A 12,957-nucleotide genomic window follows, 5' to 3' on the forward strand; every position below is an offset into this window, starting at 1 on the left:
GTGCGGGCCGCACCCGGCGATCAGGCAGGATGGATGCCGTGATCCTGCGTCGTGACACCTCCACCGCGAGCAAGCCGGCCCGCACCGTTCGCCCGCCGTCGCCGCACCCCTCGGGCGCGCGTCCGCCCGCGATCCCGCCGGAGCTGGTGCCCAACCACGTCGCGCTGGTGATGGACGGCAACGGCCGCTGGGCGCAGGAGCGCGGGCTGCCGCGCACTGCGGGACACGAACGCGGCGAGGCCGTGCTGATGGACGCCGTCGAAGGCTCCATCGAGATGGGCGTGAAGTGGCTGTCGGCCTACGCCTTCTCCACCGAGAACTGGCGGCGCAGCCCCGACGAGGTGCGCTTCCTGATGGGCTTCAACCGCGACGTGATCCGCCGCCGCCGCGACGAGATGCACGAGATGGGCGTGCGCGTGCGCTGGGCGGGACGCCGACCGCGCCTGTGGCGCAGCGTGATCAAGGAGCTCGAGGTCGCCGAGGAGCTCACCAGGGACAACGACGTGATGACGCTGACCATGTGCGTCAACTACGGTGGCCGCGCCGAGATCGCCGACGCCGCACGCGAAATCGCGCGCCGGGTCGCGGCGGGCGAGATTGATCCCGAGAAGGTCGACGAGGCCACCGTCGCCCGCTACCTGGACGAACCCGACATGCCCGATGTCGACCTGTTCCTGCGGCCCTCGGGCGAGTTCCGCAGCTCGAACTTCCTCATCTGGCAGGCCGCCTACGCCGAATTCGTCTACCAGGACACGCTTTTCCCTGATTTCGACCGGCGTAACCTGTGGGCCGCGTGCCTGGAATACGCCAAGCGCGATCGTCGCTTCGGCGGCACCAAATGAGCGACGGAGCCGACATGGACGCTGCGGTCACCCCCGAACTCGACCTGCAGGCGCGCACCGGCGCCTGCCTGCAGATGCAGGACGTCGACATCCGGGTCGACGCCGACGGATCGCTCGGCTTCGAATACGACGGCGCGCTGTGCTCGATCCGCGCCGTCACCCTGGCGCCCGGCCTGACCGTGCTGTCGCTGACCAGCGTGCTGGCCTGGGATCGCCCGCTCAAGCCGCAGCTGCACAAGCGCGTGGCCGAACGCAACAACGAGATCCAGTTCGGCTCGGTCACCCTGATCGGGCGCGGCAAGCTGGGCGATGTCATCCTGCGCTACACGTTCCCGGCCGAGGGCCTCGACGACCAGGCCCTCACCACCATGCTGCTGCTCGCGCTGTCCGGCGCGAGCAGGGCCAGGCAGGGCCTGCTCGCGCCGTAGGCGTCAGTTCGACGGCTTCCAGGTGATCTTGCCGCCCTGGAAATCCTGGGCCTTGCCGCCCTGGTAGTCGTACTCGTCGCTGGTGGGGTAGCCGTAGCGGCCGCCTTCGGAGCCCGCGCGGATCCAGTCGGCCTGGATGCTGCCCCACACCGCGTGCGCGCCGGTCGCCGAGGACCAGTAGATGGCGCCGGTCGGGAACATCGAGAACTGGCCGTCGGCCTTGCCCGCCTTGGCGACGTCGCTGAGCGGGAACCCCAGCGGGCTCGACTCCCAGCCGAGCGCGGCCCACTTGTCCCGGATCGGCCCGCTGATCTGGTGCGCGCCGGTGCCGACGGACCAGTAGATCGAGCCCTTCTGGAAGTGGTTGTACCGGCCCGCGCCGCCCGGGGTGGATTCCTCGCGGGTCACCGGGTACCCGAGCTTGCCGCCCTCGTTGCCCAGTTCGGCGAACTTGTCGCGGATCTGCCCGGCGACGGTGCGCGCCTCGGTGTCGGGGTGCCAGTAGATGGCCGCGTTGTTGGCGAAGGTCTGGTATTTGCCGCCCGCGGCCGCGTCGGATTCGGGGGAGGTGGGGTCACCGAGCGCGGCGCCGCCCGCCTGGTCGTATTCGATCTCGATCGCACCGCCCACCTCGAAGTCGCCGATCTTGCGCGCCTGCGCGGTGCCCGCGAGGGCCAAGGGCAGCACGGCCGCGGCCGCCAGCACGGCGATCCCGCGCGATCGAAGGGTTCGTCGGTGAAATGCCACAGGAAACTCCCTGGTCGAATCGTTGTTCGGTGAATTTCGGCGCTCGACCCCGACCGGCACCGCACCCGAACCTACCCCCTCGACCGCGTGCGTAACAGTGAGCTTTCTAACCTTCGCGGCCCGGATCGATCGACATCAGCACGTCCAACCCGCGGGCGAAGTCGTCCGGGTGGGCGTCGTCGAGCAGCAGGTGCTGCAGCATGAAGCCGGGCAGCACGCCGATGATCGTCTTGGCCAGCGCGTCCACGTCGGCGTCGGGTGCGATCCAGCCGAGCTCGCGCATCCGCACCGCGTACTCGCGCCACAGATCGCGCATGGCCGCGATGGCGAACCGCACCGGCTCGCCCGTCTCCGGCTGCACCATCGCCAGCGCCCATGCCTGCGGCGCCAGCCGCAACGGGCCGTCGGGTCCACCGCGCTTGATCACCTCGGTGGTCAGCAGCCGGACCACCTCCGAGGGTGTCGGCGCGACCTCGCTGCGGATGATCTCGGCGAGCCGGGCCCGCAGTGGTGTCATCGTGCGCGCCACGAGCGCGGCGATGATCTCGTTCTTGCTGGTGAAGTACCGGTAGACCGCGCCGGCCGACAGTCCCGATTCGGTGAACACGTCCTGCATCGAGGTCTCGTGGAAGCCCTTCCTGGCGAAGCAGAGCTGGGCCGCGTCGAGGATCTGCTGCCTGCGGCGTTCGAGGTGTTCTTCGCTGACTCGGGGCATGACTAAAAATAAAACGAATATCCGTTCTTGACAAGCGGGTGCGAGGGGTGTCACCGTGAGATCCATCAAAAAGAACGAACATTCGCTTTAAGGGGAGAATGTCATGACGATCACCCGCCGAGCAGTGGCTCTCGGTCTCGCGGCCACCGCGCTGCAGGCCCTGCTCCTGATCGCCTTCGCCTGGCCCGCCGTCAACCTCGCACCGCGTGACCTGCCGATCGCGGTCACCGGCCCGCAGTCCGCGCAGGTCATCCAGCAGCTGCAGCAGCGCAGCCCCGACTCCTTCGCCATCAGCACCCTCACCGACTCCCGCGCCGCCCGCGCCGCCCTGGCCGACAACGAGATCTACGGCGCCGTCGTCACCGGCGAGGGCGCGCCGCAGGTGCTCGTCGCCTCGGCCGCCTCACCCGCCGTCGCGCAGCAGCTCACCGCCCTGGCCCAGCAGCTCAGCGGCGTCCCGGCCGCGCCGGTGCAGGACGTGGTCGCCACCGATTCCGACGATCCGCGTGGCGCCGGTTTCGGTTCCATGGTGCTGCCCCTGGTGATGTCGGGGATCGCCGCCGGTGTCCTGCTCACCATGCTCGTCCCCGGTTTCGGCGCCCGGCTTGCGGGCCTGGTCACCTTCGGCGTCGCGGGCGGCCTGCTCAGCACCCTGATCTTCCACACCTGGCTGTCGATCGTCCCCGGCTCCTACCTGGAACTGGCCGCCATCGCCGGCCTGGCCGCCTTCACCGTCTCCACCACCATCGTCGGCCTGGCCGCCGCCATCGGCCGCCCCGGCATCGGCCTCGGCGCCCTCCTGATGCTCCTCATCGGCAACCCCTTCTCCGCCGCCACCTCCGCCCCCGAACTCCTCCCGCAGCCCTGGGGCGCCATCGGCCAGCTCTGCCCGCCCGGCGCCGCCGCCTCCCTCCTCCGCTCGATCGCCTACTTCGACGGCGCCGGCGCTCTGGCTCCCCTCGCAGTCCTGCTCACCTGGTCCGCCGCAGGCCTGACCCTCCTCGCCGTCGGCGCCCTCCGCACCCCCACCACAGCCCCCACCACCCCCGACCCGGTCGCCGTCCCAGCCTGACCACACGACCTACGATGCTCCGCACGAGAACCTTCGTGCGGAGCCTCAGCCTGTTTGCGGGCCATGCGAACCCCCTCGCGTCCTTGCAACCTGTCGCGCTGGCAGGCGATCCCTGGATGAGGTTCGTATCGTGGTTCCAATGACCGATGACGACCGGACGCTGCTAGGGCTTCTCGACGACTCGCCGCTGACGTCTCCCAGCGCAATCGACGACATTCGAGATTTCATCACCGCCGGTGAGTACGGACTCGCGTTCGACACGCTGTGCTCGCGCTTGTACGAAGACGAGCATCAGGTCACGCGCACATACTTCGAGCGTCTGCAGGCAGCCGGGAAGTCGTTGTACCTGCCGCGATCCGCCGACGGTCTCGGTGAGCTGGTTGCCGATGCCAATGTCGAGGCGATGGCCAGTAGAGGTGACTATGCACTGGTCAGGTGGTTCGGAGTCGAAGTTCGTGCTCAGTGAGCTGACGCGGACTCTGCACGGAATGCAGTCCTCGTACGAAGACATGATGTCCTCGGTTGGAAGGAACCTCCCCGATGCGGGAAGACAGTAGGCTCGAAGCTGTTGATGCGGATGTTATCTCGTGTCTGGAGATCGTCCAGTTTCGCCCGGTAGGTTCAGCGTTGTCCGAATGCGTCGTGAGGTGTCTTTCCGGCACGCTGAGAATCGGCGACGTTGTCAGTTCGCATTGGGCAGGTGACGGCACAGAAGTCGTGGTATGCCTCGAGGTCTCGCGAATTCTTCGGTACGGACAGGACTGCGACCTGCTGGATCCGCCACACAATGCCATGTTGAATCTTGTCGGAGCGCTCCCATACGATGCTCGCTTTCCGAACATTCACCCACTCGATCGGTTGACAATCGCTCCTGCATCGAAGTCTCGCCAGTCGAGTCAGGACGAGTGGCGTTGCGACACGTGCGCCCCGACAGGGCTGAAAGGTGATAGATGAATTCGGAATCGGTTGACGGCTTCGGTCGCTGGCGCACTCCACTTCTCGGTGGCGCCGCGGGGCTGCTGGTGGTCGCGTTTGTGCTCGCGCCCGGTCCTGTTGCGGCGAAGGCGGTCGGTGTGGGGATCGGCGGGGCGGGGGAGTTGCGGGCTGCGCTTCAGGAAGCCTTTGTCGGGTACTGGGGGACCGGTGTTCGGGAGTTCTCGCCGGCGCTGGCCGACGTGGTGGACTACTGGTTCTGGTATCACGTCGCCAAAGCTGTTGTGGCAGTGGGGTTGTTGGTGGTGCTGGCTCTGCTGGGAGCGGTGGTCTGGCGGTCGTTTCGGCAGGCGGCCGGTCGTTCGCGGGGCTTCCGGATCGCGCTCGGATTCGCGGGAAGCTCCACGCTGGGGGCGGGGTTGGTCGCGTTGGTGGCGGTGATGGTCAATGTGCAAGGGGCGGTGGCGCCGTATTCGTCGGTGCTTCCGATGGTCATGGAAGGGGCTGTGGGGGAGGAGCTTTCGGTCGTGCTCGGGCAGGTCGACCGGGAGTTGGGGAGTGCGCAGGGGTGGTCGCCCGCTGTCGAGGTGATGGTGGAGGACTTCTCGCTGTATCACCTGGCGATGGTGGTGATCGCGGGGCTGGTGGCGCTCGGAAGTCTCGGGGCCGGGGTGGCGCTGTGGCGGGCGCGGGCGGGGTTCGCGGAGCGGCGGCTGCGGCGAGTGGTGACGGGGTCGGCGGTTGTCGCGGTGGGACTGGGGGTGCTGTTCGGGGTGGTCGCCGCGGCGAATGCGACGACTGTCGCCGATCCGGCGCCCGCGTTGCACGCCGTGTTCGACGGCGGGTGGTGAGGGGTCTCAGGCGAGGCGTTCGTCCGGCTCGCCGAATTCCTGGTGGTAGCGCTGGGCGCGCAGCAGCATGCGGCGGATGCCGGCGATCATGCGGTCGGTGGAGAGGGGTTCGGCGATGATGGGGTCGCCGGTTTTGACGTAGTAGCGGCCGTCGTCGTAGTCCATCCACCAGAAGGTGCGGCCGGGGCCGGGGCGGGCGTCGACAGCGGGACCGGAGAAGGCGGAGATCTCGCCGAAGGCGTGGCGGCGGCGCTGGAAGATGCGGTTGAGCTGGTCGGCGGAGCTGAGCTGGCCGGCCCGGTATTCGAAGTGCTCTTCCTCGGCGGCGAGTTGTTCGCGGCGCACCTCGACCGGTGACCTGGTGCCCGGCTTCGCGCGAGGGAGCGCCGCGACCGTGAGCGCGGCCACCTGGTCGGCGGTGCAGTAGGTCAGCACGACATCGCCGCCCACATCCGCCGCGCTGCCCCGCGCCTGGGTGAGAGTGGCGCCCACGGGCCCCCGGATCGCACCGTGGAAGCGGATGGCATGCGAGTCGTCTTGTCCGACAAACCCTTTGGATTCGACTCTGGCATCGGGATCGAGCAGGACCGTCAGCGCGTGTTCGACCGCGGGATCGTATTTGCGGAGCAGGCTCTCGACCGCGGCCTCCCGATGCCGTTTCAGCTCGTCGAAGTCCGCGATATCGGTGCGGTACTGCAACGGGTAGGGGAGACGGTCACGACCGTAGCCCGACCACAGGATCTCGAACTCGGTGCCGGTGAATTCAGTTCGATGCACTGTCGAGGTCTCCGCCGATCACCGGGGGCACTGTCCTGATTCCGTCCGCACCGATCAACTCGTCTCCGTTCTCCTGGGTGATCAGGTACTCGGGGATGCCCTTGGTCCGCTCGTCGTCCGCGCCGCCGCGATGGGCGCCGGGCGCGCCCATCCCCGACATGCCGGTCGCGCCACGACCACCGGCGGCCGAGCCCGCACGACTGGCCGCTGCCGCCGCGCCGGGTGATTGGTTCCCGGGGACGCTGCGCCCCGGTGACGCCACACCGGGATTCCCGCTGCCCGGCGTTCCCGGTTGCCGACTCCCCAGGGACCCCCGGCTGCCGCCCGCCGATCCGCCGCCCCCCAGCGGCGTGGTGCCGGTGCCCGGACTGGTCGACGTGGTGCCGGGCGTGGTCGAACCCGCTGTCGTGGATTGCGGTGTCGTGCTCTGCGTCGTGGTGTTGGCCTCCGTGGCGGACGGTGTAGTCGAAGAAGTTTCGGTGTCGTCGCCGGAAGAACCGTCATCCGTGGAATTCGGTGTCGTGCCGTCCGCGGTGGTCTCGTCGAGTGAACCGGTACCGGCCGACTGATCCTGTGTGCCACCGTTGTTCGCCCCGCCGGTGCCGCCCGTCAACCCGGTGTCGCCGGTGCTGTCGGTGATGGTGGGCGCGGTGGGCAGGAAGGGCACGCCGTTGTCGGTCTGGACGGCGACCTGACCGTAGACCGTGCGCAGAATCCGCCGGGCCTCGTCGGTGGCCTCCTGCTGATTGTGTTCGTCGACCTTCATCACGCCGTCGCCGGGCAGCGTCTTGCCGGTGACGCTCTCCCTGGCGGTCAGACCCGGCATCAACGCCTGGGTCTCCTCGATGCCGGTACGCATCTCCGACAGTTTCAGGCTGATCGCCGTAGCCGCCTGCGACAGCGGAATCGACTGCTCCGCATAGCTGTTCACGGCTTGCACCGCGGCGTCGGCGGCGAGTCCCGTCCAGCCGCCGCGATCACCGACGCCGGTGACGGTGCGGGCGAACTCCTGATTGAACTTGTAGAACGTGCCCATCAGGTTCATCCCGATATTGGCCCACGCCGTGACCGCGTCGTCGACCAGCTTCGGTTTCATCGCGGCCACCGCGGCCTGCATGTCCGCCAGCGAGAGACTGTCGTAGTTGTCCGGGGTGCCGATGTGCGGCGGTTGGGTGTCGCCACTGAAGATGGAGGCGTAGTTGCCCGATTTCTGGCGGTTGTAGATCCCGGCGCGCTCGGTGTTCCACTGTTCCTGCGCGGCGATCACCCGGCTCTTGTACTCCTCGTAGGTCACAACGGGCCTCCCGCCGCGGTGATCTGGGCGCCGGAGTTTTCATCCTGGGCGACGAAGTTGGCAATCGCCTTGGCGACAACTTCTTTCGCTGTTTGCACGGCTTCGATGTGCTGTCGGAGAACGGTGTCCAGCGCTCGGTCGCCACCCGATGCGGTGAGAGAAAACTTGTCCTCCAGCGTCTTGCTCGAATCGAATGTGCCGAACCCCGAGATTCGGCTTACGCGCTCGACCGATGCGAACACGTCTTCGAGACGGGCGATGTGGTCATCGCACACTCGATCGAGATCGCGGCCGACTTCCGGATCGAGCGCCAATTCACCCGCGTTCGCTTGGGTCAACAGCTGATTCCACTGCTTCGGATCGACGCCGAGAATCATCTCGTCACCATCAGTTCGCTGGGAGGTATGCGGCCAGGGCATTGGCGATACGTGTCGCCTCGGCACACGGTTCGGGCGGATTCTTCGCCGAAACGCGGTTCTGTAGATGGAAGTCGACAGAACCGTCGGCGACCTCGACGCTGACATAGCAGGCAAGATCGCTAGATGCGCCGATCGGTCGGAACTGGAGCGCGTTGTGCTCGCCGACCTGCAGATCGGTGAAGCCGGTGTACTTCGTCGTCTGCTGCCTGGACTCGGCCAGGGTGTGCTCGGACGACATGAGCGCGATGCTGTATTGATTCGCGGGGTCTTTCCAGGCGCAGACCTTCCACCCGGTGAAGTCGACACCGGCGACATCCTTGGTCTTACTCCCCGCATTCAACCCCACCCCACTGACGGCCGAATCCGGGAGCGAACACGGATCCCACACCTTCGCCTCGGCATCCACCGAACTGGGACTCGCCGCCACACTCACACTGCTCGTCGAGGTGGCCCCCGATTCCGGCTCGCTGTCGGCGCAGCCGACGGCGGCCAGCCCCACAGCGAGAACTCCGACGACCTTCACCACACTGCCCCGCACTGTCATCGCGACCATCCCCTCCTGGTAGACAGCGACGCTCTCGCCCCGAGCGACCACGGCTGTGCAGAGTCTAGTCCGAACCTTGCCGAACTTGGCCGCCCGCATCCATGCGGCAGGAGCTGCGGACACCGCGCCGAGGACAGACGACGACCCTCGTCGGATCCCCCACCACGGGTTTTGTCAGGACCGGCCTTCGGCATCGTCGGGCGCGCGTACCCCTACTCAGCCGCGCACGGAGAGGCCGCGGTCAGGGTGAAGCGTGTTTCGCGGCTGGTCTGGTGGCGCTGTACCGCGACAGAGAATCCACGGGAATCCTCGTAGGACCTGTTCACGGGGTCGTCGCCAGGGACCGGGTCGGGTACCGGGGTGAAACCGTGCGCGGTCATGGCCTCGAGGTTTGCCAGGGCGCGGTCGATGAACTCCGGAGTCGGGTCGATCTTCGTCTTCTCGTAGTAGGGCGTCCACGGCGGGCCCACGGCCCGCAGCGAGTTCGGGTCGTTGCGGCAGCCGTTGCCGAGCCGGACATTGCCGAGTTCGACCGTTGTCGGTTCGGGCCATATCAGCGTGAAGTGCTGGGCGACAAGTGGTTTCGCCTCGGCGACCGTCAAGCCGGTGGTGTCTTCGATGTCCTGGTTGCTCGGCCCTTCGTAGATCCAGCCGGAGCAACCCGCGAGGGTGGACGCCATGACCGCCACCAGCAGCGGAAGCAGCCGGGCGGCACCGGTCGGTCTCGTCATTCGGCCGCACACGGCGAGGTGGAAGCCATCGAGAACCGTACTTCCTGGTCGTGCTGACCGACCCTGATCAGCGACGACGACACCGAGAACCCGCGTGAGTCCCGATAGAACCTGCTCACCGTGTCCTGGTCCGGATTCTGGCTCGGCACCAGTGTGAACCCGCGGCTGGTCATCGCCTCGAGATTGCTCATGGCGCGGTCGATGAACTCCTGCGACGGGTTCACGATTTCCCGTGTGTAGTTCGGGCGCCACGGTGGGCCCTCCGCGCGAATGGAGTCCATCCGGCTCCGGCAGCCTCTGCTGACGTCAACCGTTGCCGGATCGACGGAGAGCGGCGTCGGCCAGATCAGCTCGAAATTGTCGGCGACGATCGGCCTGGCGGTCGCGACGGTGAGACCGCTGTGCTTCAGCACCTCGTCGTTGGTCGGGCCTTTTTCTTCGAGGAGGCCGCACCCGGACAGGAGTGCTGCCGCCACGGCGATTACTGCGGCGATTCTCATCGGATTCCGATCCGTGCGCCACGGTCCGGGTTGTCGGTGACCCGCGGACCGGCGTACGGGTCGATATCGATGCCCAAAGCCTTGGCGGCCTGCTGGGCCGCGGCCGCTTTGGCGGCGTCGAAGGACTCCTTGCCACCGTTTCCGTTGTCGCCCAATCCGATATCGACATAGGAGGTCTCGATGCCACGCTCGACGTAGGCCGTCGCCGACGAACCCTCGATGACGCCGACGATGTTCTGAAATGCGGTGGATCCGGGATCGTCCCAGTATTCGCCGTGGCCGTCGGTTCCGAAGACCACTTCGCCGGCGTGGTCGGCCGACCTGTCGCTGTAGTAACCCGTATCCAACCGGATGACCCCCGGCGCCTCGTCCGGATCCCCACCGAGAATCTCGGACGCGTGCGGATTCCCCGGCAGATGTATTCCACCCGGAATGGTCAGTCCCCCTTCGGGATACGACTGCACCACTCCGATCAGATCACCCGGCGCCGTCATCGAATACCGCTGGACGTTCGGGTTGGGATTGTTCCAGCCGGTGTCGAAGACGCCGGTGCCCGCGGAGGAGGCGTGCACGATGCGGTCGGCGCGCAGGCCGAGCTGTTCGGCGGAGCCGACGATCGAGCCGCCGTAGGAATGGCCGACATAGGTGACGGGGGTTCCGGGGCTCGTGGCGGCCACTTCACGGTCGATCTCGCGGCCGAAATCGACCAGTTTGGGCGCCATGTCCGCGGCGAACGACGGGCTCGGGGCGCCGTCGGACAGGCTGGTCAGGCTCTGCGGGAAATCGCCTTCCATATAGAGGAAGATCGGGCCGCCGGTCTGGTCGGCGAGATTCCACGCGGCCACGTGATTGGATCCGGAACCGTTCAGATTCGTCGACGTGCCGGGCACGTAGACACCGACGCCGGGCGCCCCGGACTTCATGGTGCCGAGCATTTCGATCATCCGCCCGTTGCCTTCCTGGCTGAACATGACGAACTTGCGGTCGACCATGTCCAGGCGGGGCGTGGCGCCGTCACCGGTCGCCGCGGCCACGGTGTCGCGATCACCCGCACCGTCCGGGTTCGGGATCGGTGCGAGCATCGCCTCGAGCTGTTTCACCCGCGAGGAATCCGGATTCGGCTTCGCCTTTTCCGCCGTCAGCGCATTGCGGATGTTGATCTCGTTGGCATCGATCCGCATCGCGAACGGCACACCGTTGAGGTTGCCGAGTTTTTCCGGCGCGGCGATCACCAGCTGACGTTGCGCCTCGGGACTCAATCCCGCCAGGAACGTGGCGCGCTCGTCGGCCGACATCCCGGCCAGTTGCGTCGCGACAGTGTCGGGGTCCTGGATCGAGCCGTCGGCGAGGGTGATGTCGGGCTGGCCGTCGCGGATCGCGGTGAGGTCGGCCAGGGATTCCTTCAGGCTGGTGCCGAACTGGCCGTCCAGGCGTTCGATCTCGTCGAGACCGCCGAACAGGTTGAGCTGGAATACTCCTGCCGCGCCTTCCTTCTCCGGATCGGTGTGGCTGACCCGTCCGTCGGATTCGACGGTGAAACCCTGGCCGACGGCGAGGTCGCGCTGGTCGAGCACATAGGTTCGGGCGTGTTTCAGGCCGAGGTAGGCGTCTTCGGCATCGTCGGCGATGCGCAGCAGTACGGTGCGCACCTCGTAGCCGTGGTCGACCTCTTCGTCGATCCGCCTGCCCGCCGCGTCGCGGGTCTGGCCGAACCAGCTGCCGGTGGTCGACACGGCGCGGGAGCAGTCGTCGACCGAGGTGGACACCACATCGGCGTTGGCGCGCGCGGCGTCGGCGGCGCGGTGCAGACCGTCGAGATTCCAGCCGTCGAGCTGGGGGAGGGTCGGGCGCATCAGCGGGCCTGCAGCTTCCCGATCTCGCCGGCGATCTCGCCGTCCTTGGCCTGGATGTCGGCCGAGAACTTGTCGACCAGATCGGCCAGGGTGGTGAGCCTGGTCGTGATCGACGACATCGCCTGCTGGGCGGGATCGGCCAGCGCGCGGGCGACGGCCAGTACCTCGCTGCCCTCGCCGGTGGCCTCGCTCATCGCCGTCCAGGGCAGCGTGCCGACGCCGTCGGCCTCCTGCCGCCACGTGGTCGCCAACGTCTTCAACTGATCGGGTTCGACACCCAGCGTGCTCACGATTCCCCCTCCTCAGGCGCCGAAGCGGCCGGTGGCCGTCGGTACCGCCGCACGGATCGGACTCTTCGTGAGGGTTGGACGGGGCACTCGGAGCGAGGGTTCCGTGATGTGACGTGAGTCACATGATCAGACCGAGGCGGGCTGATCCTCCGCGGCGGTGGCCCGGGCGCGCACGCAATCGCGGCAGGTGCCGAAGATCTCCAGGGTGTGGCTCACGTCGGTGAAACCGTGCTCGCCCGCGATGGTGGCGGCCCAGGCCTCGACGGTCGGGCCCTCGACCTCGACGGTGCGGCCGCAGTGGCGGCACACCAGGTGATGGTGGTGCCCGCTCGAGCACTGCCGGTACACCGACTCGCCCGAGTCGGTGCGCAACACGTCGACCATGCCCGCGTCGGCCAACGACTGCAGCGTGCGGTAGACGGTGGTCAGGCCGATGCCCTCGCCGCGTTTGCGCAGCTCGTCGTGCAGTTCCTGCGCGGAGCGGAACTCGTCGATATCGCCGAGCAGTGCCGAGATGGCACTGCGCTGACGGGTGCTGCGGACTCCGACCTGCTTGCCGGAAAGATTGTCTGCCAACGGATTACCCTTCCTCGGCATGGGCGACGGCGTCGACGACGATATGCGCCAGATGGTCGTCGACGAGTTCGTAGAGCACCTCGCGGCCGGATCGCTCCCCGTGCACTACCCCGGCCGACTTGAGAATGCGCAGGTGCTGGCTGACCAGCGGCTGGGTGACGCCGAGCGCGTCGACCAGCTCGTGCACGCAGCGCGGCGACTCGCGCAGCTGGAGCACGATGGCGATCCGCACCGGGGCCGCGAGCGCGCGCAACAGCTCGCCCGCGTCCTCGAGTACCTGCCGGGCGGGTACCGTCGCCGGGGCGGGCGAGTGGTACGGACTGTGCGTGTGCGCTGCGGTGGCATCGGTGGTCATCAACCAACTCCTTAATGGAAACCGATGCCA

17 protein-coding genes are annotated in these 12,957 nt (G+C 67.6%); 5 read left to right on the top strand and 12 right to left on the bottom strand.

Annotated features, from left to right (window positions below; all coding sequences use genetic code 11):
* Positions 1-29 precede the first annotated feature (29 nt).
* Positions 30-842, top strand: coding sequence for an isoprenyl transferase (locus EL493_RS12030; protein WP_019045871.1), 813 nt, complete (start codon positions 30-32; stop codon positions 840-842).
* A 74-nt stretch (positions 843-916) separates the two neighbouring features.
* Positions 917-1,270 carry a YbjN domain-containing protein gene (locus EL493_RS12035; protein WP_232017318.1) on the top strand — a complete coding sequence of 118 codons (354 nt, stop codon included), beginning with the start codon at positions 917-919 and terminating at the stop codon, positions 1,268-1,270.
* Positions 1,271-1,273: 3 nt separating this feature from the next.
* Here the strand turns inward: EL493_RS12035 and EL493_RS12040 are convergent, their stop codons facing one another.
* Together EL493_RS12040 and EL493_RS12045 are read right to left on the bottom strand one after the other, a co-directional pair.
* Positions 1,274-2,017 (bottom strand): LGFP repeat-containing protein, encoded by a 744-nt coding sequence (locus EL493_RS12040; protein WP_022567214.1) that lies wholly within the window; start codon positions 2,015-2,017, stop codon positions 1,274-1,276.
* A 106-nt stretch (positions 2,018-2,123) separates the two neighbouring features.
* Positions 2,124-2,732: a TetR/AcrR family transcriptional regulator gene (locus EL493_RS12045; RefSeq protein ID WP_019045874.1), complete on the bottom strand. Its 609-nt coding sequence runs from the start codon at positions 2,730-2,732 to the stop codon at positions 2,124-2,126.
* Positions 2,733-2,835: 103 nt separating this feature from the next.
* Here EL493_RS12045 and EL493_RS33525 point away from each other — a divergent pair, with 103 nt between their 5' ends.
* The 3 genes from EL493_RS33525 (at position 2,836) to EL493_RS12060 (ending at position 5,588) form a co-directional block, all read left to right on the top strand.
* Complete coding sequence (locus tag EL493_RS33525; RefSeq protein WP_019045875.1) at positions 2,836-3,804, top strand: hypothetical protein; 969 nt, start codon at positions 2,836-2,838, stop codon at positions 3,802-3,804.
* A gap of 139 nt (positions 3,805-3,943) precedes the next feature.
* Complete coding sequence (locus EL493_RS12055; RefSeq protein ID WP_019045876.1) at positions 3,944-4,270, top strand: MafI family immunity protein; 327 nt, start codon at positions 3,944-3,946, stop codon at positions 4,268-4,270.
* Positions 4,271-4,754: 484 nt separating this feature from the next.
* Positions 4,755-5,588, top strand: coding sequence for a hypothetical protein (locus EL493_RS12060; RefSeq protein ID WP_022567216.1), 834 nt, complete (start codon positions 4,755-4,757; stop codon positions 5,586-5,588).
* Between the two features lie 6 nt (positions 5,589-5,594).
* On the opposite strand, the gene EL493_RS12065 is transcribed toward EL493_RS12060, so the two are convergent.
* The 10 genes from EL493_RS12065 to EL493_RS12110 form a co-directional block, all read right to left on the bottom strand.
* The gene (locus EL493_RS12065) at positions 5,595-6,365 is read right to left on the bottom strand and encodes an ESX secretion-associated protein EspG (RefSeq protein WP_019045878.1); all 771 of its coding nucleotides are present in this window, start codon (positions 6,363-6,365) and stop codon (positions 5,595-5,597) included.
* Positions 6,352-7,659: a hypothetical protein gene (locus EL493_RS12070; protein WP_019045879.1), complete on the bottom strand. Its 1,308-nt coding sequence runs from the start codon at positions 7,657-7,659 to the stop codon at positions 6,352-6,354. Before EL493_RS12070 ends, EL493_RS12065 begins: the two co-directional genes overlap by 14 nt.
* The gene (locus tag EL493_RS12075; RefSeq protein ID WP_019045880.1) at positions 7,656-8,036 is read right to left on the bottom strand and encodes a hypothetical protein; all 381 of its coding nucleotides are present in this window, start codon (positions 8,034-8,036) and stop codon (positions 7,656-7,658) included. The genes EL493_RS12070 and EL493_RS12075 overlap by 4 nt, the downstream gene beginning before the upstream one ends.
* A 10-nt stretch (positions 8,037-8,046) precedes the next feature.
* Complete coding sequence (locus EL493_RS12080) at positions 8,047-8,631, bottom strand: DUF3558 domain-containing protein (RefSeq protein WP_022567217.1); 585 nt, start codon at positions 8,629-8,631, stop codon at positions 8,047-8,049.
* Between the two features lie 203 nt (positions 8,632-8,834).
* Complete coding sequence (locus EL493_RS12085) at positions 8,835-9,353, bottom strand: hypothetical protein (RefSeq protein ID WP_019045882.1); 519 nt, start codon at positions 9,351-9,353, stop codon at positions 8,835-8,837.
* On the bottom strand, positions 9,350-9,853 hold the full coding sequence (locus tag EL493_RS12090; RefSeq protein WP_022567218.1) for a hypothetical protein: 504 nt from the start codon (positions 9,851-9,853) through the stop codon (positions 9,350-9,352). The genes EL493_RS12085 and EL493_RS12090 overlap by 4 nt, the downstream gene beginning before the upstream one ends.
* On the bottom strand, positions 9,850-11,706 hold the full coding sequence (locus EL493_RS12095; protein ID WP_022567219.1) for an alpha/beta hydrolase: 1,857 nt from the start codon (positions 11,704-11,706) through the stop codon (positions 9,850-9,852). Before EL493_RS12095 ends, EL493_RS12090 begins: the two co-directional genes overlap by 4 nt.
* Positions 11,706-11,996: a hypothetical protein gene (locus EL493_RS12100; RefSeq protein WP_019045884.1), complete on the bottom strand. Its 291-nt coding sequence runs from the start codon at positions 11,994-11,996 to the stop codon at positions 11,706-11,708. Before EL493_RS12100 ends, EL493_RS12095 begins: the two co-directional genes overlap by 1 nt.
* A gap of 126 nt (positions 11,997-12,122) precedes the next feature.
* Positions 12,123-12,572: a Fur family transcriptional regulator gene (locus EL493_RS12105; protein ID WP_019045885.1), complete on the bottom strand. Its 450-nt coding sequence runs from the start codon at positions 12,570-12,572 to the stop codon at positions 12,123-12,125.
* 4 nt (positions 12,573-12,576) lie between these two features.
* Positions 12,577-12,927 (bottom strand): ArsR/SmtB family transcription factor, encoded by a 351-nt coding sequence (locus tag EL493_RS12110; RefSeq protein WP_019045886.1) that lies wholly within the window; start codon positions 12,925-12,927, stop codon positions 12,577-12,579.
* Positions 12,928-12,957: the final 30 nt, after the last annotated feature.

It is taken from the genome of Nocardia asteroides (assembly GCF_900637185.1).
Classification (GTDB): Bacteria; Actinomycetota; Actinomycetes; order Mycobacteriales; family Mycobacteriaceae; genus Nocardia; species Nocardia asteroides.

Coding starts and splice junctions, on each gene's coding strand:
- EL493_RS12030 (WP_019045871.1), top strand. CDS start 30: ATGGATGCCGTGATCCTGCGTCGTGACACCTCCACCGCGAGCAAGCCG.
- EL493_RS12035 (WP_232017318.1), top strand. CDS start 917: ATGCAGGACGTCGACATCCGGGTCGACGCCGACGGATCGCTCGGCTTC.
- EL493_RS12045 (WP_019045874.1), bottom strand. CDS start 2,732: ATGCCCCGAGTCAGCGAAGAACACCTCGAACGCCGCAGGCAGCAGATC.
- EL493_RS33525 (WP_019045875.1), top strand. CDS start 2,836: ATGACGATCACCCGCCGAGCAGTGGCTCTCGGTCTCGCGGCCACCGCG.
- EL493_RS12055 (WP_019045876.1), top strand. CDS start 3,944: ATGACCGATGACGACCGGACGCTGCTAGGGCTTCTCGACGACTCGCCG.
- EL493_RS12060 (WP_022567216.1), top strand. CDS start 4,755: ATGAATTCGGAATCGGTTGACGGCTTCGGTCGCTGGCGCACTCCACTT.
- EL493_RS12075 (WP_019045880.1), bottom strand. CDS start 8,036: ATGATTCTCGGCGTCGATCCGAAGCAGTGGAATCAGCTGTTGACCCAA.
- EL493_RS12080 (WP_022567217.1), bottom strand. CDS start 8,631: ATGGTCGCGATGACAGTGCGGGGCAGTGTGGTGAAGGTCGTCGGAGTT.
- EL493_RS12085 (WP_019045882.1), bottom strand. CDS start 9,353: ATGACGAGACCGACCGGTGCCGCCCGGCTGCTTCCGCTGCTGGTGGCG.
- EL493_RS12090 (WP_022567218.1), bottom strand. CDS start 9,853: ATGAGAATCGCCGCAGTAATCGCCGTGGCGGCAGCACTCCTGTCCGGG.
- EL493_RS12095 (WP_022567219.1), bottom strand. CDS start 11,706: ATGCGCCCGACCCTCCCCCAGCTCGACGGCTGGAATCTCGACGGTCTG.
- EL493_RS12110 (WP_019045886.1), bottom strand. CDS start 12,927: ATGACCACCGATGCCACCGCAGCGCACACGCACAGTCCGTACCACTCG.